Origin of the sequence: Nostoc sp. EspVER01, from assembly GCF_034530635.1 — a bacterium.
GTDB lineage: Bacteria > Cyanobacteriota > Cyanobacteriia > Cyanobacteriales > Nostocaceae > Nostoc.
The window spans coordinates 60,093-83,013 of the sequence record NZ_JAVRCS010000023.1 but is presented as its reverse complement, the minus strand read 5'-3'; the positions used below and the strand labels follow the sequence as shown (position 1 = coordinate 83,013).

The 22,921-nt window shown below is 41.8% G+C and carries 19 protein-coding genes; 7 read left to right on the top strand and 12 right to left on the bottom strand.

All coding sequences use genetic code 11. The features are described 5' to 3' along the window. Window positions 1–2: 2 nt before the first annotated feature. From RMX69_RS19335 to RMX69_RS19300, 8 genes are all read right to left on the bottom strand, one after another. Window positions 3–416, bottom strand: coding sequence for a GPW/gp25 family protein (locus RMX69_RS19335; protein ID WP_322638438.1), 414 nt, complete (start codon window positions 414–416; stop codon window positions 3–5). 139 nt (window positions 417–555) lie between these two features. After that, window positions 556–942 carry a four helix bundle protein gene (locus tag RMX69_RS19330; protein ID WP_181929858.1) on the bottom strand — a complete coding sequence of 129 codons (387 nt, stop codon included), beginning with the start codon at window positions 940–942 and terminating at the stop codon, window positions 556–558. A 52-nt stretch (window positions 943–994) separates the two neighbouring features. Further along, on the bottom strand, window positions 995–1,492 hold the full coding sequence (locus RMX69_RS19325) for a PAAR domain-containing protein (RefSeq protein WP_289797976.1): 498 nt from the start codon (window positions 1,490–1,492) through the stop codon (window positions 995–997). Window positions 1,493–1,581: 89 nt separating this feature from the next. Then, complete coding sequence (locus tag RMX69_RS19320; protein WP_322638419.1) at window positions 1,582–3,315, bottom strand: VgrG-related protein; 1,734 nt, start codon at window positions 3,313–3,315, stop codon at window positions 1,582–1,584. 116 nt (window positions 3,316–3,431) lie between these two features. Next, a complete protein-coding gene (locus tag RMX69_RS19315; protein ID WP_289797978.1) occupies window positions 3,432–3,995 on the bottom strand; it encodes a hypothetical protein in 564 nt (187 codons plus the stop codon). A 37-nt stretch (window positions 3,996–4,032) separates the two neighbouring features. Continuing rightward, window positions 4,033–7,158 carry a hypothetical protein gene (locus RMX69_RS19310; RefSeq protein WP_322638418.1) on the bottom strand — a complete coding sequence of 1,042 codons (3,126 nt, stop codon included), beginning with the start codon at window positions 7,156–7,158 and terminating at the stop codon, window positions 4,033–4,035. A 23-nt stretch (window positions 7,159–7,181) separates the two neighbouring features. Beyond that, a complete protein-coding gene (locus RMX69_RS19305) occupies window positions 7,182–7,706 on the bottom strand; it encodes a phage tail protein (protein WP_322638417.1) in 525 nt (174 codons plus the stop codon). Further along, window positions 7,706–7,945 (bottom strand): hypothetical protein, encoded by a 240-nt coding sequence (locus RMX69_RS19300; protein WP_289797980.1) that lies wholly within the window; start codon window positions 7,943–7,945, stop codon window positions 7,706–7,708. The genes RMX69_RS19305 and RMX69_RS19300 overlap by 1 nt, the downstream gene beginning before the upstream one ends. Before the next feature lie 194 nt (window positions 7,946–8,139). Here RMX69_RS19300 and RMX69_RS19295 point away from each other — a divergent pair, with 194 nt between their 5' ends. Together RMX69_RS19295 and RMX69_RS19290 are read left to right on the top strand one after the other, a co-directional pair. Then, window positions 8,140–9,399: a hypothetical protein gene (locus RMX69_RS19295; protein WP_322638416.1), complete on the top strand. Its 1,260-nt coding sequence runs from the start codon at window positions 8,140–8,142 to the stop codon at window positions 9,397–9,399. 153 nt (window positions 9,400–9,552) lie between these two features. Further along, on the top strand, window positions 9,553–10,443 hold the full coding sequence (locus RMX69_RS19290; RefSeq protein ID WP_322638415.1) for a DUF4157 domain-containing protein: 891 nt from the start codon (window positions 9,553–9,555) through the stop codon (window positions 10,441–10,443). Here the strand turns inward: RMX69_RS19290 and RMX69_RS19285 are convergent. The 4 genes from RMX69_RS19285 to RMX69_RS19270 form a co-directional block, all read right to left on the bottom strand. Next, window positions 10,411–11,388 (bottom strand): LysR family transcriptional regulator, encoded by a 978-nt coding sequence (locus RMX69_RS19285; RefSeq protein ID WP_322638414.1) that lies wholly within the window; start codon window positions 11,386–11,388, stop codon window positions 10,411–10,413. The genes RMX69_RS19290 and RMX69_RS19285 overlap by 33 nt on opposite strands. Before the next feature lie 230 nt (window positions 11,389–11,618). Beyond that, window positions 11,619–12,512 carry a WGxxGxxG-CTERM domain-containing protein gene (locus RMX69_RS19280; protein ID WP_322638413.1) on the bottom strand — a complete coding sequence of 298 codons (894 nt, stop codon included), beginning with the start codon at window positions 12,510–12,512 and terminating at the stop codon, window positions 11,619–11,621. Between the two features lie 894 nt (window positions 12,513–13,406). Next, window positions 13,407–14,708, bottom strand: coding sequence for a HEAT repeat domain-containing protein (locus RMX69_RS19275; protein ID WP_322638437.1), 1,302 nt, complete (start codon window positions 14,706–14,708; stop codon window positions 13,407–13,409). Window positions 14,709–14,921: 213 nt separating this feature from the next. Further along, window positions 14,922–15,335, bottom strand: coding sequence for a ubiquinol-cytochrome c reductase iron-sulfur subunit (locus tag RMX69_RS19270; protein WP_289797985.1), 414 nt, complete (start codon window positions 15,333–15,335; stop codon window positions 14,922–14,924). A gap of 510 nt (window positions 15,336–15,845) precedes the next feature. Between RMX69_RS19270 and RMX69_RS19265 the strand changes: the two genes are divergently transcribed. The 5 genes from RMX69_RS19265 to RMX69_RS19245 all read left to right on the top strand — a co-directional run bounded on the left by RMX69_RS19265 (window position 15,846) and on the right by RMX69_RS19245 (window position 22,902). Further along, entirely contained in the window at window positions 15,846–17,441 is a 1,596-nt protein-coding gene (locus RMX69_RS19265) for a ferredoxin--nitrite reductase (RefSeq protein ID WP_322638412.1), read from the top strand. Between the two features lie 188 nt (window positions 17,442–17,629). After that, window positions 17,630–19,132 (top strand): NarK family nitrate/nitrite MFS transporter, encoded by a 1,503-nt coding sequence (locus tag RMX69_RS19260; RefSeq protein ID WP_289797987.1) that lies wholly within the window; start codon window positions 17,630–17,632, stop codon window positions 19,130–19,132. 172 nt (window positions 19,133–19,304) lie between these two features. After that, complete coding sequence (locus tag RMX69_RS19255) at window positions 19,305–21,545, top strand: nitrate reductase (RefSeq protein ID WP_322638411.1); 2,241 nt, start codon at window positions 19,305–19,307, stop codon at window positions 21,543–21,545. A gap of 332 nt (window positions 21,546–21,877) precedes the next feature. Beyond that, window positions 21,878–22,336 carry a phosphate-starvation-inducible PsiE family protein gene (locus tag RMX69_RS19250; RefSeq protein WP_322638410.1) on the top strand — a complete coding sequence of 153 codons (459 nt, stop codon included), beginning with the start codon at window positions 21,878–21,880 and terminating at the stop codon, window positions 22,334–22,336. A 113-nt stretch (window positions 22,337–22,449) separates the two neighbouring features. Further along, complete coding sequence (locus RMX69_RS19245) at window positions 22,450–22,902, top strand: nitrate reductase associated protein (RefSeq protein WP_322638409.1); 453 nt, start codon at window positions 22,450–22,452, stop codon at window positions 22,900–22,902. The last annotated feature ends 19 nt before the right edge of the window (window positions 22,903–22,921 follow it).

Here is a 22,921-nt window from a genome sequence, read left to right as displayed (position 1 = left end):
TATCACGCTTCCTCCCCAGCTGACACCAAATAATAAGGATAAACAAAACTATAAATATCGGGACTGTCTTTGAGCCGATAATTGATGATGATGTCCACTCTGCCACGCACTGGATCGGGATCGGTGACAACTTCATCGATAGTAATGCGTGGTTCCCAAACTTCTAAAGCTTCCAAGACATAAAGACGGATTCGCAGTAGGGTATCGCTATTCAAAGGTGCAAACGCCAGTTCTGACAAGCGTGAACCAAAGGTAGGCCGATAAACCCGCTCACCTACTCCCGTGCGGAGGATAATCCAAATAGATTCCTTAACTTTTTGATCTTCACGGCTAAGTTGTATCCCACCTTGCACACTTAAATGCAGTGGATAAGCCCAACCTGTTCCCAAATAGGCTCGATCGCGACCATAAACCATATCTGGCACTTAGACAGCTGTTACATGGATATCTTCAAAGATATCGGCACAAAGGCTTTAAGCCTATTCGCCAAAGGTCGAGGATGAAGAGGCAGAGGGGCAGGGAGTAGGGAGCAGGGGGCAGGGAGATGATGGATAATTAGCGTTTTATGAGCCAGGGAGATGGATTGTTGATTATGATTACTAGAATGCCTAAAACTCGGTTGTAATTTCCATAAAGTTCTCTACCTGTATCAACATCTAAATAACTACACTTGACAGCAAATTTTAACCAAGTCTGAGTCTCTGCTGCCTCTGCTTCCGAGTCATTTAACTTAGCTACAAAAGCAGCTTCATATCGACGTTTTCTCCATGCTTCCGCCAGATTTGCACATACAGAACGTGACGATCTACGAATTTGGTCGGTCAGCGAATATCTCTCTTCTACAGGAAACTTCTTGGATAGTTCAAATATTTTCATGGCTGTATCAAATGCCATTTTGTATACTTCCAAGTCTTCATGACTTTTAATTGGTTCTTTTTCCATTCCCCCTGCTCCCTGCCCCCTGCTCCCTGCTCCCTGCCCCCTGCCTCTTCAATCAGCCGCCAATCAAAACAGTAGGATTACCTTTGATAATTTTATTCGGTGGCCCTAATGCTTCTAAAACGGTGTCGCCCATCCGAGATGCAGGTAGATTGTTAATTAACACAGTCTGACTACCGTCAATCACAACCCCAGGGCCGTGAGGAGGGACAGGCAATGGTGTCGCGCAATTATGAATATCAGCACCGGCTGCTGCTGCTGCGATCGCACTACCCATAGTAGCAGCTGCCGTTGTCTTTGTAGTTTGTTCAGCAGCTAAAGCAGCAGGCGCGCCTGGCGTACCAGCCGCCGCTAGGGTAGCAGCCTCAGCCGTTTTGATAGCTATATCAGAAGATGTTTTAGCAGACTGCAAACCTGGTACTGCTGCTGCAAGCACACCCCGCCACGCAGGTAAAGACCCAATCAACACATTCGGACTACCCGGCCCTCCTGTTAAAACTGGGGGTAAGGGGTGCGCCACATTGTCGGTAATTCTTGCTGCTGGTCTACCCATCACAACCTCCCATAGTCTTTTTAATTAACTGTTTTCGTCAAAAATTACGAATTACGAACTTGTACTGAGCGAAGTCGAAGTATTACGAATTAATTAAGTCGAATCAACGCACCTTTAACTGTAATCGTACCCTTGGCTGAAATGTCTATATTTCCAACAGCATCCAATGACAGATTACCTTTTGACTCCACTGAAACAGATTTACCCATGTCGTCCATTTTGATTCTATGACCGCCTTTAGTTTCAATCTCTATACACCTTTGACTATCATTGAGATATATTTTGTGACCGTATTCAGTTTCTACACGAATACCTTTTTTACTACTTCCTTTATCTTCTTCAACAAATTGTAGAGTATGACCTACACGGGTTTTAATGGTGCGTAATCTTACACCACTTGTAACTGAATCCCTTACTTTTTCTGGTGGTGCATCCTTGCCATTCCATACTCCGCCAATAACGTAGGGACGGTGGATATCGCCATGCTCAAAACCTACTAAAACTTCATCGTTTACCTCTGGTAAACAGTCAAAACCTCTATTTTGGCCTGCTCCCACAGCTACAACTCTCGCCCAGTCACTTGTATGTTCTTCTGTGAGCGTGGGAAACTTAACCTTCACCCTACCCCATGCCTCTGGGTCTTTGTTATCAGTGACAATTCCGACTAATAAAGTCTCAGATGGTTGGAGACGTTTTTCTGGAGATAGAGTTGTGAATAAGCTACCAGAACGTAGTCCCCGCACGCTGAAATAAGTTTCATAAACGCGCTGACTGAAGAAATGGCGGGTTTCTGTAACATAATACTTACCACTATAGCGATCGCCCATACCCTCAAGATTAATAACCCGTCCAGGACGAATCTCAGGATTCCCTTCTGCTTTGGCATCTGCATAAACAAATTCTCCCCCTAGTTCATCACACAAAGCCTGAGCCATTGTGTCTGCTTGTTTTTTACTGGCAACAGGTTTATCTACAACAATCATTTTGGGAGACTTAAGATTAGAAAATGCATTACTAGTACTACTTCCTAGCCGATTACCTGTCTCGGTTATTTGCTTTTCTTTCTTGGCGGTTCCACTAATTAATTTTTTCTGGGTATAGTCCCAGGCGCGTACTTCTACAGAACTTATCTGTTCAGCACTGGTAACGCGGGTACTAAATTTATTAATATCAACTAGCCATTTTAATGATAAAGATCCCTGAGTTTTTGGTTTGCAAAAATTGAGCTTTTCTTCTGTAATAAATAACTCAAAACCAATGCGAGCAGCCCTTTCTCGCAAAAACTCCATATTGGTTTGATTTTCTTGAAATACATACTTATGAACTTCACCAGTTGCCTCTATATTGCCAAGCTTTATGCCTACTTCTTTAACTATTTGCTTGACTATATCGCTATCAGTTTTATTTAAAAAAGAACGATTATAACGACCTCTGTGCAGACGATGAGAAATATCATAACCGCGAACAATGATATCAGCTTCAGATTTTTCATTGAAGTTAACTTCCATCGCTGTAATTTCGCCTTCAATGAGGAATTCTCCTACTTCTTCTTGGAAGTTATTATCTAGAGTCGTACTAGAAGTAAAACCCAATTTCACTTTTTTACCAATTTTAAATAAAGGCTCATGTCGCCAAGCTTTGTTTTCTGGCCGGTCAGATGCGGGAATATAGCTGTTATGGATTACTAGCGTAAACATTGCTGGTAAATGAAGGCTTTCTTCGATTGTGATTTGCAACAAATCCTTCATTAATTCAGGAGAAGCCTGTTTTCCATCTATTTGTATTTTAGGTTCGCTTAAATAAAGGCTTTTTTTTGCAGGCATAATTATTACTTTATAAATTATGGAATGTTCAGTAACACCTCTTTGGCTAAAGACGCGATTCATCGCGTCTCTACAAATGGTCTATTTGTCGCATTCTTTTTTCAAATTGGTATTACTTATTTTGTTTTACTCAGTGTTTGTCCTTTTGGATCTCCCGCACGAGCATCTCCTGTAGAAGCAGATTCACGTCCTCCAGGAAGGTTATTCTTATCTACTTCTTGCAAGGCTATATCTACCAGTGCCCTTACTGGTGTACCATCACTCAAAAACATATTTAAAGTGTAGGTTAAACTCGTGATTACACAATAAAAATACTCATTTCCCCACGTAAATATATAAACAGGTGGTCGCTTGTCAGTTGCTTTACTGATAGTTTCTACACCTTTTTTAATATTATCTATATATTTCTTCATCACCGATTCTTTTGTTTCATAAGTATCATAAAGTAACTGTTTGAGCGTAAATTTGTAAGGTTCAACTCCAGAAAAGTTTACTTTTGGAAGTAGAGTAGTTCCTCTATTACCATCTTTACTTTCCCACTTGACAGTCCGAGCGAAAGTAATATCTGTAGGATTAAACATTAATTCAATATCTGGCGCTTCACCGTTATAAGCTACAAGTTTGGCTTTCTCAAGTTGCGGTTGACGCTTTTGAATAACAATAATTGCTGGACTTGCCATTTGAATATTCTCCTAAAATTAATTCTTGAATACAAATTTACCAAGGTAATCTACCAGAGGAACCACCATGACGTTCTCGCTCAATTTCTATCCGTTGTCGTAATCTGCTATAAACTTCACGAGCTAGAGCTTCAAGATCGGCTGTATCATCTTTATCATCTTCTTGAGAAAATGAGGATGCGCTCTCTATCGTCTCAGTTACTGGTGCTATTTCTCTAGATATGTCGGGTGGAGTAACTTCTCCCCCATCAGCAAAGCCTCTAGCTGAAGGAAGGTGTTTAGCAAAAACTTGTGGTGATTCTGAAACGTGAGAAAATTCATAATTTTGGCTATTAGATTCTTCATCATTAAAATTAAAGCTAGTGAATTCATCATCATTTCCATTTAATAAATCTTCCACACTTGACCATTGAGAAGGTGTATTTGACCATTGGGAAGATGTCTTAGTGGTGGAATTTGCTTTTCGGAAAATCAGGGGAGGTGATGAGTATTGGGGTGAGGATTCACCTACATCAATTGTTTCATTGTGAAGGGTATGAATCTCTGGAGAATTGAGAATAGAAAGTTTCTGTTTACTAATGTTTAACCCCAAGGAAGAAGGAATTAAAGAATTCGATATCTCAGGTGAATCAGTCTCAGCGCTTTTTAGTTGTAATGAAGTGTCTGAAAAAGAATCGACTTTAGTCGGAGTCTCTGGAGAAGTTTCTTCTTCTGGTTCTGTGGGATTGGATGTCTGTAAACTTGGAAGGATAATATCCTGCGGTGTTCCACCTGTGTTGATGTGATGTAGTAGGGGTAAATTCTTCTGTGCATCCCTGGTATTAATCACAAATTCTCCAGGTGTAAGCATTGCAGGTACTGTATCTGAGGGTGCTATCTGCTGACGATTTTCAACGTGGGAGTCTGTTACGTGGCCTCCAGTAGCATAACCTTTAGGTGCTGGCAAATTTTCTGCGATCGCATTTTGCTCAATTTGAGGTAGTGTGTTTACCTCATTTTGTGGGGAGGTGAGATTATCTGAGGTATCAACAAAGGTTAATATTTCAGGATTTTCTTCATTTGTTACCGCAGAGGTAAATTCTGATTCTACTATTTGTTCATTGTCAATAATTTCCCTGAAAATACTTGCATTTTCAACAATCTCAGGCGATGTAGCGGTAATTGTTGGTTTTTCAGAAATCTCAGGTGATGTGGCGGTAATTGGTGCGATCGCACTTTCACTAATCTCTGATGATGTAGGAGTAATTATTGGTGTTTCAACAATCTCAGGTGATGTGGTAAAAAGTGGTGCGATCGCACTTTCACTAATCTCTGATGATGTAGGAGTAATTATTGGTGTTTCAACAATCTCAGGTGATGTGGTAAAAAGTGGTGCGATCGCACTTTCACTAATCTCTGATGATGTAGGAGTAATTATTGGTGTTTCAACAATCTCAGGTGATGTGGTAAAAAGTGGTGCGATCGCAGTTTCACCAATCTCAGGTGATGTTGTACTAATTGCTGGTATTTCAACAATTTCAGGTGATGTAGTCAGAAGTGGTGCGATCGCACTTTCACTAATCTCTGATGATGTAGGAGTAATTATTGGTGTTTTAATAATTTCAGGTGATGTAGTCAGAAGTGGTGCGATCGCAGTTTCACCAATCTCAGGTGATGTGGCGGTAATTGTTGGTGTTTTAATAATTTCAGGTGATGTAGTCAGAAGTGGTGCGATCGCACTTTCACTAATCTCAGGCGATGTTGTAGTAATTGCTGGTATTTCAACAATCTCAGGTGATGTAGTCAGAAGTGGTGCGATCGCAGTTTCACCAATCTCAGGTGATGTGGCGGTAATTGTTGGTGTTTTAATAATTTCAGGTGATGTAGTCAGAAGTGGTGCGATCGCAGTTTCACTAATCTCAGGCGATGTTGTACTAATTGCTGGTATTTCAACAATCTCAGGTGATGTAGTTAGAAGTGGTGCGATCGCAGTTTCACCAATCTCAGGTGATGTGGCGGTAAGTGGTGCGATCGCAGTTTCACTAATCTCAGGTGATGTGGCGGTAAGTGGTGCGATCGCAGTTTCACCAATTTCAGTTAATGTAGGAGTAATTGTTGGTATTTCAACAATCTCAGGTGGTACTAAAATGGGCTGACTTTCTGTAAACTCGCTATTAGTACTTTCAGGATAGCTGTCACGTTGTAATGAAGTCAGATTTGCTGAGATATCTGAGACATTAACCACCATAGCAGACTGTGACTCTGAAATTACTAACGCTTCATTATTATCAGAATTTCTGAATAAATTAGGTGTGTCTTCAATATTGGCTGAGGTAGGTGTTAACTGAACAGGTATACTCGCTGGAAATTCATTTGAAACATTGGAATCAATTTCTTGTTGTAGTGCAATAGGATTTTTTGCAACTGAAGACTCAGAATTAGGTACAGCAATATGATCTCTTGCAGTATTTTCATCATTCGCAAAAGGATGGAGTAAAGTAGGTGCATCATCAAGATCGGCTGAGGTAAGCACTGATGGCAAAGCTAGAGAATTATCAACGACAGCATTATCCAGTTGCAATGTGGGTATTGCCAAATTAGCCTCAACAGACAGAGGATCATCTGATGTTAATAAGCTATCTTCTTGACCATTAATAGCAACATTGCTTTGAACAATATTCTTAGCTACAGATGATTTGACTGCTTTTTTGGATTTGGATTTTGATTTTTTCTCAAGTGGCTTTTGAGATTTATTTATTTTTTTTGATTTAGATTTATCTTTAATATTTAGTTGTTGCGAGGTATCATCACTCGTTTTTTTATCAATCCGATTTGGCAGTATCTCTGGAATACTATCTTTTACTAATTCATTATTATTAACATGACTATTTTCTGAGAGAGCTATTGAATCAAAAAAATCAGATTCAAGCAATGGCAAATCACTATTTATATCTTGATTATCCCAACCTATTAATGGTTGTATCGATGCTTCATGTTCACGAGATAAGAAAATTTTAGAGGATTTAACTAATGGTAGTTTAGTTTGTATGGGACTAAGAAAATTACTTCGTGAATGCAGAGAATGAGACTGTTTTCTCAATGCCATTCTATCAGAAGTAGATAATGATGATATTATCCCCAAGGGATGAATATTGTTTCCTAGTGGAGATTGAATAATTTGCATAGTTATCGTTGAAAAATAGCCATTTAGCTAGAAACGAAATATCCACTTTTTTGATTCCGTTGTACAGCAGTGCCTCCTCCTGTAGACCTTGCAACTTGTAAACCCTCATAAGCTAAAGTTAATTCTTCAATGGCAACTGCCTTACCATCAGCTTGGAGTGCAGGTGTTTTCCAGGTTATAGGAATAGCACCAATCAAAGTCCAACTCATCATTGTTTCACCGGCTTGATTGAAAATCAAAATATTGACATTGCGTCGAGATGTTTTCTTTTGTTCATCAAAAACTGCATTCATCCAGTTCCAAAAACCTGGATGATCGGTAACTCCACGTTTAAGAGTTATGTCTGCAAATTCTGTATGACCTAAATAAATTCTTTGTTGGTCGTTGACACCACCTTCCTGAAAAACATTTTTCTTAATTTGAATACTTAATCCTGTACATTCCGCAAAAGAAGCAGCAATAGAACTGTCTATTTCTACATAGAAACGATTAGTAGTGACATAATTTAATTCGTGAGTAATATTGCCGTTATTAGCGCCTGTAGCCATCACAACCACCTTTGAGAATTATAATTACCGAGTCTTTCGCGCTGCGATCGCAAGTCTTCTAGCAAAAGTTTATATACGCGTTCTGCGAGTTCGTTCAGCAGCAGTGAGTTGTTGAGATATTTACTTGCCGTTTTAGCCGCCTTCCTAGCATCAGAAGTCACTGAAACTCCTGCGTAGCCAGCAGTACCACCAACATCTCCATCGAACGTGAAAAGATTTTGTTGCTGATTTGAGTCCATAAATTAAAAAACTCTCCCTAAATCCAGGCTAAAGGTACTGCATCAGAATCAAAAGTAGCCAAAAGTCGAACTTAAGTTTTTATCTAAATTTAGACTTTCGACAAATTGTGTTGTGAGTGCGATCGCAGTATTCTAGATTGTTAGTAAGAGCAAAATATTTATCTAGCTACTGCTTGGGCAACCAGGAAAAGAAAATGAGAGAACACGTCAGCCGAGAGAAAAAAACTACTACAGGCTTCTCAATTCCATCCCTGAAACACCCAACACACGGTTTTGGTTTGGAGTCGTCGGCAATTTCACGCCAAGCGGTTCCAAAAATACAACCACTCCATAAACCACTGACTCACGATATCAGTCGCATACCACTTCATACCCAAGCAAAACTCTCAATTAGCCAGCCTGAAGACAAATACGAACAGGAAGCCGATAGCGTCGCACAGCAGATGAAATCTCTGGACATACAACGACAACAAGCGCCAGAGGATGAAGAAGAATTACAGATGAAGCCGATGGTGCAGCGATCGCCGATGTTAATGATAGGTAGTGAAAAAAGAGAACCCATAATCCAGCGAGATATCGAAAATGCTACCTATGACAAATCCGATCCAACAAGCGCCGAGGCATCTAAGGCTTTCTTCACAGCCTATAATGAAACTGTTCAAAAAGCATATAACTATGCAATCACCGTACCTAGTTTAGGAGCTTATGGGGAATTGAACGGTTATACCAAACTTTGGGTTCAAAAGTGGAATGAACATTTATCGCAAAAGCGCCCGAAGTTGATGGCAGCAGCCTTTGGATATGTAATCGAATCATTGGTGAGTGACTCAAACTCGGAGTTTCATCCCAAAATCGGTGGAGAGTATTCAGTGGATACACAGGTAACGGTGGGTGGAACCCGTCCTGATTTAGTTTTGCGGTTAAAAAAAGGAAGCAACTATATTGCATGGCTAGACCTAACAGCCTCAGATAGTGTTGACCATATTTACACGAAGGATAATTGGTCTTTAAAAGTTAGCAATTTTGCAGAAGTTACCTATCCTTCTCTTGATCTTGGCACTTTAGCCTTCATGCAACAAAATAAAGACAATAAGGGCGGAATCAGCGAAGCGGATCTCAAAACAAGATTGGCTGCTGCTCAGGCAGAGTATGGAAAACGTAAAGAGCAATGGAAGGAGCTTGGTCAAAAGTTTGCTTTCAATCAGATTTGGAAAGAAATGAAGAAGAGTCGGGAGACCTTAAGTATGATGCCAAAATATCCACGACAATTTATTTTGGAGAAACTAAAGAACGAATTCCAGGTTGCTGAATTAGATGAAAAGCTAGTGCCAAGTATCTTAATTGCTATGGGCGTATCGGCAACACCTTGGGGCTATACAACGGGATATAGCAGCAGTGAAAAAGCAGGTGAGGCATGGCTGATAGATAATGCGCCTGCTGAAGCTTCAACTTGAATACGTGCGATCGCCCGATACTATAAAAATTGGGTTGCCGAAAATTTAGACTTTCGATGAATTGTATTAAAAGTGCGATCGCTGTACTCTGATTAAAGATATCAACTAGCATAGATATTTATCCACCGACTGATCGGGCATCAGGAGAAGTACATGAGAGAACGCGTAAGTCAGCCCAAAAAAGCAACCACTGCTTCCTTCTCAATACCTGCACTCAAACAACCGACGCGTGGTTTTGGTTTAGATTCCCCTAGTGCTTCGTCCCAAGCAGTTCCATCGGTGCAACCTCTTAACAAACCACTAATGCACGACATTAGTCGCATATCACTGCGTCCCCAAACAAAACTCACTGTTAACCAGCCAGGAGATGTTTACGAGCAGGAAGCTGATAGAGTAGCACAGCAGGTAATGCAGACGATGAGTGAGCCTGTAAGTAAGCAGTCTGTGCAACGGGAAGCATTGCCAGAGGAAGAAGAAGAATTACAAATGAAATCTCTGGCAGATACCAATATTTCCCTGCAACGGGAAGCATTGCCAGAGGAAGAAGAAGAATTACAAATGAAATCTCTGGCAGATACCAATATTTCGCTACAACGGGAAGCATTACCAGAGGAAGAAGAAGAATTACAAATGAAATCTCTGGCGGATACCAATATTTCGCTACAACGGGAAGCATTGCCAGAGGAAGAAGAATTACAAATGAAATCTCTGGCGGATACCAATATTTCGCTACAACGTCAGGGTGGTGGAGTTGCAGCCACATCTGATCTAGAAACTTCAATCCAACAGGAACGGGGAAGTGGACAGCCACTCTCAGACGATATCCGGCAACCAATGGAACAATCTTTTGGGACTGACTTCAGCGCTGTCAAAATCCACACAGATAGCCGCTCTGACCAACTCAACCAATCCATCCAGGCTCGTGCCTTCACTACAGGACAGGATATATTCTTCCGTCAAGGAGAATATGCTCCAGAGAGTCATGGAGGAAAGGAATTACTTGCCCATGAGTTAACTCACGTTGTCCAACAAAATGGCAGGTGACGAAGGCGATCGCTGCTGGTCAATTTGCAATGGAATATTTTCCTGCACTAGTTGCCAAAAGTGCTTAATTGGGGGAATTTGCAGACGGTCTTGAGTTGTAACCATAACTACCCGACGAGTCAAACTCGAACCATCTGCTAAACCACTAGTGTTATTGCTAGCTAAAGAACGAATCGCCAGCGTAGGGTCAAGACGTGCTTCTAGTAACGCTGATTGAGGTAGCAAAGCTATCAGTTCTCCTTGGCGCACGACTCCCCGGAAGGCATCTAGGGTATTTACCTCTAAAGCCGACTGGAGTGTAGCTTCCATTCGCTCAAATCTATCTTGGATTAAGCGTTGCATCCCATAACCATCTTTAAAAACCACTTGGGGATAACGAATTAGCTCCGACCAAGGGACGCATTCATATTGTGCTAGAGGATGATTGGCTGCGGTTAAAACTTCTATAGGTTCATCATAAAGTACTTCTACCACCATTTCTCTACTAGTGGTTAAAAAGCGATTATTCATCACAATTGCTAAATCTACCAATCCATCTTTGAGGACTTTCAGGGCGCGATCGCTCCCCAATGAAGTCACTCGCAATTGCACATCTGGATAATCATGACAAAATTTTTGCAACACTGGTGGTAAGTAAGATCCACAGAGAGAGTGAATCACGGCAATGCAAAGTTCTGGTTGCTTTCCGGCGATTAAATCGGCTAATTCTTCTGTGGCAGTCTGCCACTCTTGGCAAATTTTGCGGACGCGGGGTAACAAACGTTCACCTCCTAGCGTTAGCTTGGCATGAGTGCTTCTGTGAAACAGTTCTATCCCCAAATCTGCTTCTAATGCTTGGATTTGGCGACTAATCGTCGATTGAGTAACACCAGATGTTCGCGCTGCTTGTTGAAAGCTGCCGGTTTGGGCGATCGCTAGAAAGGCTTGCAACTGCTCTAGGCGCATTTTTATGTAGCCTGAATTACATTTATCAGTTTTATTAAGTTAACGGATTTTTATCCACAATTTAGTATAGTTTGTTACAGCTTTTTTTATATGATTGACATTTAAGTAAATCAGATTTGACCGCCTTTGTCTTGAATGATGCGCTTTGCACCGATTTTTTCGGTAAATTTCGCCAAAAAAATAATAGAGGGCACAAACTAAATTTGTACCCTCCTAGAGTGTGGTAAATACTATTTTCTGGAGCGAGAACCTGCTACTTCATCAGGATCGCTATAAGCCCGGACTTTTTCGCGATTACGAGCTAGTCCAGCTAAACCAGCTAAACCTAGCAAACCTAGCCAACCCAAATTAAAACCGCGATCGCTAGGTCTTTCGGAAGTTACGACGCCTGTATTCCTGTTAGTACCTGTGGCATCAGTGCCCGTGCCTGTAGTATCAGTACCTGTTGTTCCAGTACCTGTAGCATCAGTACCTGTTGTTCCAGTACCTGTAGTATCAGTACCTGTTGTTCCAGTACCTGTTGTTCCAGTACCTGTGGTATCAGTACCAGTGCCAGTGCCTGTTGTTCCATTACCAGTGCCAGTGCCTGTTGTTCCAGTACCAGTGCTAGTACCTGTTGTTCCAGTACCTGTGGTATCAGTACCAGTGCCAGTACCTGTTGTTCCAGTACCTGTGGTATCAGTACCAGTGCCAGTGCCTGTTGTTCCATTACCAGTGCCAGTGCCTGTTGTTCCAGTACCAGTGCCAGTACCTGTTGTTCCAGTACCAGTGCCAGTACCTGTTGTTCCAGTACCTGTGGTATCAGTACCTGTTGTTCCAGCACCAGTGCCAGTACCTGTTGTTCCAGCACCAGCGCCAGTACCTGTTGTTCCAGCACCAGTGCCAGTACCTGTTGTTCCAGTACCAGTGCCAGTACCTGTTGTTCCAGTACTAGTGCCAGTACCTGTTGTTCCAGTACCAGCGCCAGTGCCTGAGCCAGTGCTACCACTGGAGCTTCCGCTACCGGAGCCTCCACTGCCGGAACCTCCACTTTGGGCAGAAACTGAAGGAGGTAAGGATACAGAAGCGAAACTGATGGCAAAGACAGTAGCTAAAACAGCTTTAGATAAATCGAAAGGCTTCATGCTTATGGTTCCTTTTATGTTCTAGATTTGTGTGGTTAATTGATTTACAAAAGCAATATTGTCTCTTCAATCCACTACTAAATTAGGTAAATTCTGACAAGATAGATTGAAGAGTGTTTTACTTAGCTTCTTCTGGAAAAGTCGAAAGGATTTGAAGATATCACAACAACTTACTATTCGTCACATTAAGCAAAATAACTCATAATCAGTAATTACTATTTCAGGATTAAGAACCTACGAAAAAATTTGCTTGTTCAGAAAAACAGAAACTAAATATTGTATTTACTTCTATTTATTCTATTTTATTTAATTACTTATTATGAATTATTTTGTTCCTGTTAGATAGTATGAGTGTTAGTTTTTTGTCGGACTTCTACTTAACTAAAAACTTTATACAGCCAGATGCTGCTAGCAGTTGAGATTCTATTAAGAATACTTCACAATATTATTTCACCTGAGAACTTATAACTTCATACTCCAGGTGTGTCTTGCTTTAGACTTAAGGAATACTTTTATATGAAGGGGAAGGGGGAAAGGGGAAAGGTAAAAACCTCGCCCGACGTTAAGCGAAATAATCCTTGTATTTTGGGTCAGGTAAAAACCTCGCCACGTTAGGGCGACCTATTCATCCCTTTTCCCCTTCCCCTTTACCCTTTCCCCTTTTATTGTCAGTTCAGTAGGATGGCATAAATAATTAAAGGTTTGTAGCAAGGATTTTAATCCTCTCTTCTCTACGAAAGGCTGCACTTCTCTACGTTCCCTGCGGGACGCTTACGCGAACGCGCAGCGTGTCGCAGACAGACCCTGCGCGTAGCTTGCTTCCCCGGAGGGGTACGACTCCGCTCAGTGACTACGCTAACGAGACGCTACGCGATTAAAAGTTGACACTGAAATTTACCATTCGGCTAAAGCGATCGCGATTCCTTGTTTTAAATCTGGTGTGATTGCGTCATTATTTGCTAACTGCTGCAATTGTTGATGTGTGGCTTTCTCATCCAGATTTTTCAGGGCGGCGATCGCATGTAGTCTCACCGATGCATTAGAATCGCCTAACAGCGAAATCAATGGTTCAATTGCTTGCATTTCGCCTAACTGTCCTAAAGACAAAGCGATCGCACTTTTGATGCTAACAATCTCTGTGGCCGGATGTGGCGATCGCAGTATTTGCAGTAAGATTTCCGCAGATGGTGTAGTTAACTGCGGTTTTTGGACTCGTCCCAAAACTATGACAATTTCTTGCCACACTGTTTCTGATGTACTTTGATTCAGTGCTGTTTGCAAATATTCCAAACTCGATAACGTCCCCACCCAACTTAAAGCGCGGATGGTTTCTAATTGCAGCGTTATCGGTGTCTGAGGTGAAATCAGCAAATCAAATAAGTGTTTAGCAGCATCATCACTACCTATGCGAGAAAGGGTCACTGCGGCTGCACAACAAACATCAAGGTTAAAGTCGTAAAGTTTGGGTTGCAGTCTCGTTATTAAATCTAATGCTTGATGTAAGTCGGGACGAAAACCTAAACCAAGTACTGCTGCACGCCTCACTGTGGCGGCGGGATCATCCAAAGCTTTTAACAATACTGGCGGTACGCGTTCGTCATGAAAACTGCTGAGGGCTTCAATTGCGGCGGCGCGGATTGCTGCTTGTGGATCTTGCACTACACTTAACAGCGGAGCGATCGTTTCTGGTTGCCGAATACAACAAAGCGATCGCACTGCTAACAATCGTGTATTTTCGTCTAATAGAAGTTCAGTTAGTGAAGCAATGGCAACAGTACCCATTTGTGCTAGTGCTGTAGCTGCGATCGCTTTGAGTTCTTCATCCTCATCATTTTTCAACAATTCAACTATTGACGCGATCGCTTCTGGGTGTTTAAATTCGCCCAAAGTCCTTGCTGCATACCAGCGCAATTCTTCTTCTGCGTCTTCATCTTCTAATATTTCAACGAGAGGTGGGATGGCAATATTTCCTAAGTTAGTCAATACTTTGGTGATTTCCCAGCGTTGTTGAAAATCCCCCATTTCTAAGATGGAAAGTGTTAATTTCAGGAGATATTCTCGATTTTTAACTATCTCTGGATGTTCCGAGTCTGTCCCTAAAATTAACTGTTGCAAATATTGAATTAGTGATGACCAATCAGCGGCATTATGTGCTGCCTCGGCTTGTACCAAAAGCTGTTTGATGTTACTCACAATATCTTGCTTTAATTATTATCTTCTGTCCCTTACATCCCTGCCTCCACTAAGAGGATGTTTTAAAAGTTCTTTGGTCGGTAACAAAACGTTTTAGATCCCCCTAAATCCCCCTTAAAAAGGGGGACTTTTATTCCGGGTTCTCCCCTTTTGAAGGGGGGTTAGGGGGGATCTAGAAGTACCTAAAATTACATCTGACCACTTTTAAAACATCTTCTAAGTTGGCTTAACTACAACCGAATTACCCTCAATTTTGGCGGCATAAGTTTTGAGCGCTTCTGTCGCTGGGCCTTTTTGCACTTTACCGTCAGCCCCAAATTCTGAACCATGACAGGGACAAGCGAATTTTTTGGCATCAGCTTTCCATGCTACGGTGCAACCTGCGTGAGTACAGGTAGGGTTAACAGCAGTTAGAGTTCCGGCTTTAGATGTTCCGACTACCAGCACAGGCCCAGCAGGTGAGTCTTTTGCCAGCAATTGACCTGTTTTATCTAAATCTGCCAACGTACCTACTGTTTGCCAATCTTTAGATACTGGAGTTGTTTGAGAAGAACAAGCTGCGATCGCTACAGGTAGAGAACTCGCAATCAAACCCAAACCTACCCAATTAATAAAGTCACGACGTTTCATAGCTGCTGAAATAATATCTAAGTTTTAGCTAACATCTGCCATTCAATTTTGGATTTGAGATTAATCTATGGCACTCCAAAATTGCTTTAGTCATCTCAAATACCGTTGATTAAGGGTTCTACATCGTTCCTTAGTGACTTTAATGTAAAAAATGCATATTATTCATGCGTTTTTGGAAGATTGTACCAAAAAACGTAACAATTTATACGATTTTAACAAAAAAATCATCTTAAGTTATGAGTATCGAAATTGTTACATGAACATTATCTAAACCTGCTTGACAAATTCCCAAGATGTAAATGGCCACAACTTTTCTTTAACTAACCACGGATTTGAAGTTTCGCGTTGGAATGTTCTTGAGTAAAAATAATCAGCCGTAGTTAAATATTAAGTTTTTATTCCCTAACCCTCGTAGATACAGCACCTGATGTAACTACGGATTGATTGGTATTGGGAAATTACGACCACAGTTCCCGATCATATCAGTAATTTGCAACGAGATTCAGCCTCATGACAGACATAGCAACTACCACTAACCTTAATAAGTTTGAGAAATTAAAAGCAGAAAAAGATGGACTTGCCATCAAAAGTGAAATAGAGAAATTTGCCGCTCTGGGTTGGGAGGCGATGAACGAAACAGATCGCGATCATCGACTCAAATGGGTAGGCGTGTTTTTTCGGCCAGTTACTCCAGGCAAGTTTATGATGCGGTTGCGGATGCCTAACGGTATTCTTACAAGCAGCCAAATGCGTGTTTTGGCCCAAGTAGTGCAACGTTACGGTGATGATGGTTGCGCTGATATTACTACCAGACAGAATATTCAATTACGGGGAATTAGGATTGAAGATTTACCAGATATCTTTAATAGATTTCACGCAGTTGGTTTAACCAGCGTTCAGTCAGGGATGGATAACGTTCGCAATATCACAGGCGATCCCGTGGCGGGGTTAGATGCAGATGAGTTGTACGACACGCGAGAGCTAGTACAGCAAATTCAAGATATGCTCACCAATAAAGGGGAAGGAAACCCAGAATTTAGCAACTTACCACGGAAGTTTAATATTGCGATCGCAGGTGGACGAGACAATTCGGTTCACGCTGAAATTAACGATTTAGCTTTTGTGCCAGCATTTAAGGAAGCAGGGGAGCAAAATTTCCCGTCTGCCCATTCCCACGACAAAATTTTTGGGTTTAACGTTATAGTTGGTGGCTTTTTCTCAGCTAAACGTTGTGAAGCGGCGATTACTCTAAATGCTTGGGTGGCTCCTGAAGATGTAGTCGCTGTGTGTAGAGCGGTTTTGGAAGTATTTCGCGATCATGGGCCACGTGCAAATCGGCAAAAATCGCGCTTGATGTGGCTAATCGATGAATGGGGTTTAGATAAGTTTCGAGCAGAAGTAGAAAGCCGTTTGGGTAAATCATTATTACCCGCAGCACCTAAAGACGAGATCGACTGGGAAAAACGCGACCACATTGGGGTATATAAACAAAAACAAGCAGGATTAAATTACGCAGGTTTGAACATTCCTGTCGGTCGGTTGTATGCCGAAGATATGTTTGAAATCGCTCGTCTAGCAGAAGTTTACGGCACTGGCGAAATCCGTTTCACAGTTGAGCAAAACATTGTTATTCCCAATATTGCTGACTCACGTTTAGCAACATTTTTAACAGAAACGTTGCTGGAAAGATTTTCGATTAACCCTGGTTTACTGGCGCGATCGCTAGTATCTTGCACAGGCGCACAATTTTGCAACTTTGCCCTCATAGAAACCAAAAACCGCGCCCTGGCAATGATTAAAATCTTAGAAGAAGAGTTAACCTTTACCAAACCAGTGCGAATTCACTGGACAGGTTGCCCTAACTCTTGCGGACAACCGCAAGTTGCAGACATCGGCTTGATGGGAACTAAAACTCGTAAAAATGGCAAAACCTTGGAAGGTGTTGATATATATATGGGCGGCAAAGTTGGCAAAGATGCCCATTTGGGAACTTGCATCATCAAAGGCATACCATGCGAAGATTTGCAACCAATATTGCAAGACTTACTCATCCAAAAGTTTGGGGCAAAACTCAAGCAAGAAGCCTTACTAGTTGGTAACTGCTAGTACTTATTAGGGGTATTCGGCATTGGGTAAAACTCAACCTTCGACCTTCAAGACTTAACCTTCGACCTTAAAGGCTCAACCTTCGACCTTAAAGACTTAACCCTCGACCTTAAAGGCTTAACCTTCGACCTTAAAGGCTCAACTTCGGCTACCTCTTCACCGTATTTTATTCAATTAGAAAGATTGGAATGCTTAAAAACTTATTTTCATTTAGCGATCGCTACCGCATTTTACATCAGACTTGGTTTGCTTTCTTTCTCACCTTTGTATGTTGGTTTAACTTTGCTCCCTTCGCTACAACCATTGGCAAAGAGCTAAGTTTAGCGCCTGAGCAAATCAAAACTTTGGGCATCTGTAACCTCGCCCTCACAATCCCTGCACGGCTAATTATTGGTATGCTTCTGGATCGTTTTGGTCCCAGAATCACCTACTCAATCCTGCTGATGTTTGCGGTAGTTCCTTGTTTGGCGACAGCACTAGCGCAAGACTTTAATCAACTAGTCATCAGTCGTTTGCTGATGGGAATTGTCGGATCTGGGTTTGTGGTGGGTATCCGCATGGTGGCCGAATGGTTCGAGCCGAAGGAGATGGGAATTGCTCAAGGTATTTATGGAGGTTGGGGAAACTTTGGGGCTTTTGGCGCAGAGTTTGCCTTGCCGATACTTGCAGTTTCTACGAGTTTTTTCGCTGGTGGTGCTTCTAACTGGCGGTTTGCGATCGCACTTACAGGGATAATTACAGCCATCTATGGCGTAATTTATTACAACAGTGTCCAAGATACGCCCACAGGTAAAGTCTACAAAAAACCTAAGAAAAATGGTTCTCTAGAAGTAACCAGTGTTAAAAGCTTTTGGGCGCTGATTGTCTCGAATTTTGGTTTAATTTTCGCTCTAGGTTTATTAGCTTGGCGCTTGGAACAAAAGAACATTCACTTCCTAACTTTAAGCCAAATGTATCTGGCTTGGTTAGTATTAGCAGGATTGTTTGCTTACCAAAGTTACCAAGCTTGGCAGGTAAACCGAGAACTTCTAATTGGCAAGAAAACTTACGCTCCATCTGAACGCTTTCAATTTGGTCAAGTAGCTTTACTCGAATTCACTTACATAACTAACTTTGGCAGCGAACTAGCAGTTGTTTCCATGCTCCCAGCATTCTTTGAAAAAACTTTTGCTTTAGAACATGTTGTAGCTGGGATGATTGCTGCTACCTATCCATTCTTAAATTTAGTTTCTCGTCCCAGTGGTGGCTTAATTTCTGATAAATTTAGCTCCCGTAAATGGACAATGACAATTATCAGTGCCGGCATCGGTGTTAGTTATTTGATTGCACATTTTATTAATGGTAATTGGCCGATTCCAGTAGCGATCGCAGTCACAATGTTTGCCGCTTACTTTGCCCAAGCTGGCTGCGGTGCAACCTACAGCATCGTCCCCCTAATTAAGAAAGAAGCCACTGGACAAATTGCTGGAAATGTGGGAGCTTACGGTAATTTTGGCGGCGTAGTTTACCTGACAATTTTTAGCTTAACCGACGCTCCAACACTATTTAGCACAATGGGTTTAGCTGCACTAGTCTGTGCTTTTATGTGTGCCTTCTTCCTCAAAGAACCAAAAGGTTCCTTTGCCGCTACATTTGAGGGTGAATTACCAGAAACCGCAACGAAAAACCCTATCTTCTTAACTGAAGAATAATCAATTCAAGGATGAAATAGAAAACTCACTATAGCAATCCTTGCAGTAAACAAAAAGATCCCCGACTTCTTCAAGAAGTCGGGGATCTGAGCCTCCACTGCTTACTACAAACCCTCAACCTGGCGCTACATCTGAGGTTGCACAATCAAAATAACAAAATGGTACAACTGCCATGAGTGAATTTACCAAAACTCTCTGTCCCTACTGTGGTGTTGGCTGCGGTTTAGAAGTTTCACCTCCAGCCCAACTTGGCAAAGCAACTAATCGAGATAGCCAAGGAAATCCAACTTGGCGGGTGCGCGGCGATAAAGCCCACCCATCTAGTCAGGGTATGGTTTGCGTCAAAGGTGCAACGATCGCAGAATCTTTAGATAAAAATAGATTACATTACCCAATGGTGCGAGACTCATTAGATCAAGAGTTTCGCCGCGTTAGTTGGGATGAAGCTTTTGATCTCATCACCAAACGTATTCAAACTATCCGCTTCACACAAGGGCCAGAAGCCTTATGTATGTATGGTTCTGGTCAGTTCCAAACTGAAGATTATTATATAGCCCAGAAACTCATGAAAGGCTGTCTAGGTACTAATAATTTTGATGCCAACTCTCGCTTATGTATGTCTAGTGCTGTGGCTGGGTACATTCAAAGTTTTGGCTCAGATGGGCCTCCATGCTGTTACGAAGACTTAGAATTAACCGACTGTGCATTTTTAATTGGTACTAATACAGCCGAATGTCACCCCATCGTTTTCAATCGGCTGGAAAAATATCACAAAAAGAACCGCAAAGTCAAAATGATTGTGGTTGATCCCCGTCGCACACCAACCGCAGAAGCCGCTGATTTGCATTTAGCCATTCGTCCCGGTACAGATATCGATTTATTGAACGGCATCGCCCACTTGTTGATGCGCTGGAACTACATTGATACGATGTTCATGGACGACTGCACCAGCAACTTTCCGGCTTATGCTGAAGTAATTCGCCATTACCCGCCAGAAGTAGTGGCTCGTCAATGTGGAATCAGCATTGAAGATTTAGAAACAGCAGCTCGCTATTGGGGTGAATCGCAGCGCGTACTGTCTTTGTGGTCAATGGGTGTGAATCAATCCTCAGAAGGGACGGCTAAAGTAAGAACGATTATTAACCTGCACCTAATGACTGGACAGATTGGCAAACCTGGAGCTGGCCCTTTTTCTCTCACTGGTCAACCGAACGCGATGGGAGGAAGGGAAACCGGAGGTTTGGCACATTTATTACCGGGTTATCGGGTGGTGAAAAATCCTCAGCACCGTGCAGAAGTTGAAGAGTTTTGGGGACTTAAGCCGGGACAGATTTCGCCCAATCCTGGTTTGACTGCTTGGGATATGATTACTGGGTTGGAAAATGGCGCTGTAGAGTTATTGTGGATTGCGGCTACTAATCCTGCGGTAAGTATGCCAGATTTAGAGCGGACTAAAAAGGCATTGTTGCGATCGCCTTTCACCATTTACCAAGACGCATATTATCCTACAGAAACCTCTGCCTACGCTCACGTTCTATTACCAGCAGCCCAGTGGGGTGAAAAAACTGGCGTGATGACAAATTCTGAACGCGTAGTAACTCTGTGTTCAGCATTTCGCCAACCGCCAAGAGAAGCTAAAGCCGATTGGGAAATTTTTGCCGAAGTTGGACGTAGATTAGGTTTTGAGAGAGAATTTGCCTTTGCTAACTCTGCGGAAGTTTATGCTGAGTTTGTCAAACTAACTAAAAATCGCCCCTGCGATATGACAGGTCTGAGTCACGCGCAATTACAGACACAAGGCCCGACTCAATGGCCTCACCCAGAAAAAAGTGATGAGTTAAAAGTGAGGAGTTATGAATTAGAATCTTCAACTCCTAACTCCTCACTCCTAACTCCTAACTCCAAACGCCTCTACACCAATCTCCGCTTCCACACCCCTGATGGACGCGCTCGATTTGGGGCATATTACTCCAAGGGATTGGCAGAACCGCCAGACCCAGATTATCCGTTTGTGCTAACTAATGGACGACTTTACGGACATTGGCATACGCAGACACGCACAGGTCGAATTGAAAAAATTTGCAAAATGCATCCCGAACCGTTTATCGAAATTCATCCCCGTGATGCTGCTCGGCTAGGTATTGTCGATAATATGGATGTAGAAGTGCGATCGCGTCGGGGTAAAGCCAAGTTTCCTGCTAAAGTAACAAAAGCGATCGCACCTGGTACAGTCTTTGTCCCTATGCACTGGGGTTCACTGTGGGCAGATAATGCTGAAGCCAACGCCCTCACCCATCCAGAATCGTGCCCCGATTCACTGCAACCAGAATTAAAAGCCTGTGCTGTGCAGTTGATACCAATTTCGGTGGAAGTTACCATCAAAGATTATCAACTCCAGTCCTCACAATGGTAAACTGCAAAGTGTAGCTCTAAAGCGGTAATTTATAACCAGCAATAAGTAATTTTGTCAATAATTAATAGTCAATAGTTATTATCATTTTTTATAACTCTCTAATTTGGACTGTTACCAATTACTATATCTAAGGGGTCACAATCTCTAGTAACAAGAGGTTTGACAAGCGTGAATGGTAAGTTTTTTGATATGTCTAAGAGTTGCAAAACTGAATTACGAATTACGTTAGCGCAGCGTTAGCGACGCAGGAGCGTCATTACGAATTACGAATTATTTTAATCCTCTAGATTTATCTATAGGATTTTCTTTTATTTTAGAATCGGGTGCAGCAGATGAGAAAACTAGTGAGGCGAATTCTAGGAGCTACCAAAGATGAGAACTTCATGCACATCATTGAAAACATAGAAGTGCTAGTTTCTAAAATTCTATCTATTTTTATGGTGGTCGTAATTTTGGTAGCGATCGCAGATTTAGGAGTTTTTATTTTTAAAGAATTATTTACAATACCTTATGGTAAGTTTAACACAACGCTGTATAAGGTTTTCGGTTTATTTTTAAATATTTTAATTGCCTTAGAAATCCTAGAAAATATTACAGCCTATTTAAGAAGACACGTTTTTCAAGTTGAATTAGTGATTGTCACTTCTTTAATTGCTGTTGCCAGAAAAATTATTATTCTTGACTTAGAAAAAATTGGAGGTATTGATATAATTGGTCTAGGTGTAGCTATTCTTGCCTTATCAATTAGTTATTTGATAATTCGTTTCAGTAATTCCAAAGATGCAAGTTGAAGTAATTCATAATTCGTAATGGTGATTTATACCCCACCACAAAACTTGCCACTTTTTTCATTCCCTATTCCCTATTCCCCATACTCCCCCATCAACTTTGGGGTTGTCGAACAATGACAGATTTCTTTGAATTTGAAGCAGACTTTGTTGATTCTCTGCGTTGCATCCCCATGCAGGTGCGTTGTAAATTAGATACCTGTGGCATCAAGTTAAAATTGCCTGACTGGAATCAAATGACTACAGCCGAGCGTCAAGCTTTAGTCGAATTACCTTGCACTACAGAAACGGAAATTCAGTCTTACCGCCAGCATATCGAGCAATTAATTCTACAACGCACAGGTACACCAGCGACAAAATTGCCCATTGAGTCTTATCCTGCATGGCTAGACTCTGCCACTGTACCAGCTAGCCTTCAGGAAAAAGCTCAAGAAATAGGTGTAACCTTGACACAGCAAAATTGGGCAGCTTTAACACCCTTACAGCGTTTTGCTTTAATTAAACTTAGCCAGCCAGGACATGAAAACAAAAATTTTAAGAGAGCGATCGCAGAATTCCATCTGCTTTAATTTACCATTAGAGCATATT

Coding starts and splice junctions, on each gene's coding strand:
- RMX69_RS19335 (WP_322638438.1), bottom strand. CDS start 416: ATGGTTTATGGTCGCGATCGAGCCTATTTGGGAACAGGTTGGGCTTAT.
- RMX69_RS19330 (WP_181929858.1), bottom strand. CDS start 942: ATGGAAAAAGAACCAATTAAAAGTCATGAAGACTTGGAAGTATACAAA.
- RMX69_RS19325 (WP_289797976.1), bottom strand. CDS start 1,492: ATGGGTAGACCAGCAGCAAGAATTACCGACAATGTGGCGCACCCCTTA.
- RMX69_RS19320 (WP_322638419.1), bottom strand. CDS start 3,315: ATGCCTGCAAAAAAAAGCCTTTATTTAAGCGAACCTAAAATACAAATA.
- RMX69_RS19315 (WP_289797978.1), bottom strand. CDS start 3,995: ATGGCAAGTCCAGCAATTATTGTTATTCAAAAGCGTCAACCGCAACTT.
- RMX69_RS19310 (WP_322638418.1), bottom strand. CDS start 7,158: ATGCAAATTATTCAATCTCCACTAGGAAACAATATTCATCCCTTGGGG.
- RMX69_RS19305 (WP_322638417.1), bottom strand. CDS start 7,706: ATGGCTACAGGCGCTAATAACGGCAATATTACTCACGAATTAAATTAT.
- RMX69_RS19300 (WP_289797980.1), bottom strand. CDS start 7,945: ATGGACTCAAATCAGCAACAAAATCTTTTCACGTTCGATGGAGATGTT.
- RMX69_RS19295 (WP_322638416.1), top strand. CDS start 8,140: ATGAGAGAACACGTCAGCCGAGAGAAAAAAACTACTACAGGCTTCTCA.
- RMX69_RS19290 (WP_322638415.1), top strand. CDS start 9,553: ATGAGAGAACGCGTAAGTCAGCCCAAAAAAGCAACCACTGCTTCCTTC.
- RMX69_RS19285 (WP_322638414.1), bottom strand. CDS start 11,388: ATGCGCCTAGAGCAGTTGCAAGCCTTTCTAGCGATCGCCCAAACCGGC.
- RMX69_RS19280 (WP_322638413.1), bottom strand. CDS start 12,512: ATGAAGCCTTTCGATTTATCTAAAGCTGTTTTAGCTACTGTCTTTGCC.
- RMX69_RS19270 (WP_289797985.1), bottom strand. CDS start 15,335: ATGAAACGTCGTGACTTTATTAATTGGGTAGGTTTGGGTTTGATTGCG.
- RMX69_RS19265 (WP_322638412.1), top strand. CDS start 15,846: ATGACAGACATAGCAACTACCACTAACCTTAATAAGTTTGAGAAATTA.
- RMX69_RS19260 (WP_289797987.1), top strand. CDS start 17,630: ATGCTTAAAAACTTATTTTCATTTAGCGATCGCTACCGCATTTTACAT.
- RMX69_RS19255 (WP_322638411.1), top strand. CDS start 19,305: ATGAGTGAATTTACCAAAACTCTCTGTCCCTACTGTGGTGTTGGCTGC.
- RMX69_RS19250 (WP_322638410.1), top strand. CDS start 21,878: ATGAGAAAACTAGTGAGGCGAATTCTAGGAGCTACCAAAGATGAGAAC.
- RMX69_RS19245 (WP_322638409.1), top strand. CDS start 22,450: ATGACAGATTTCTTTGAATTTGAAGCAGACTTTGTTGATTCTCTGCGT.